At 68.0% G+C, this 241-nt stretch carries 1 protein-coding gene; it reads right to left on the bottom strand.

Annotation, left to right across the window (positions count from 1 at the left end; translation table 11 throughout):
- The coding region (locus HMPREF0693_RS18735; RefSeq protein ID WP_282667156.1) for a hypothetical protein at positions 1 to 241 on the bottom strand (241 nt) is incomplete at both ends.

Below are 241 nucleotides of genomic sequence, written 5' to 3'. Positions count from 1 at the left end.
ATCCACCCAGCAGGCCTTGTCCGCAGGCGCATAGCGGAACCGGTGGTGCTGCTCCAGCGCTCGCGGCTACCGCCGTTGGTGATCACGCTGAAGGTGCCTTCCTCGACCATTGCATACGCAAAAGGGTCGCCGGCCAGGCCACCTCGGGTGGAACACGGCACCAGCTTGTCGTTGCGCGCGGCCAGCTGCCAACGCCCGCGCCCGTCACCGCGCAGCAACAGCAGCACCCGGTTCGGTCCGT

It is taken from the genome of Proteus mirabilis ATCC 29906 (assembly GCF_000160755.1).
GTDB lineage: Bacteria > Pseudomonadota > Gammaproteobacteria > Enterobacterales > Enterobacteriaceae > Proteus > Proteus mirabilis.
This window is presented reverse-complemented; position numbering and strand designations above follow the sequence as displayed.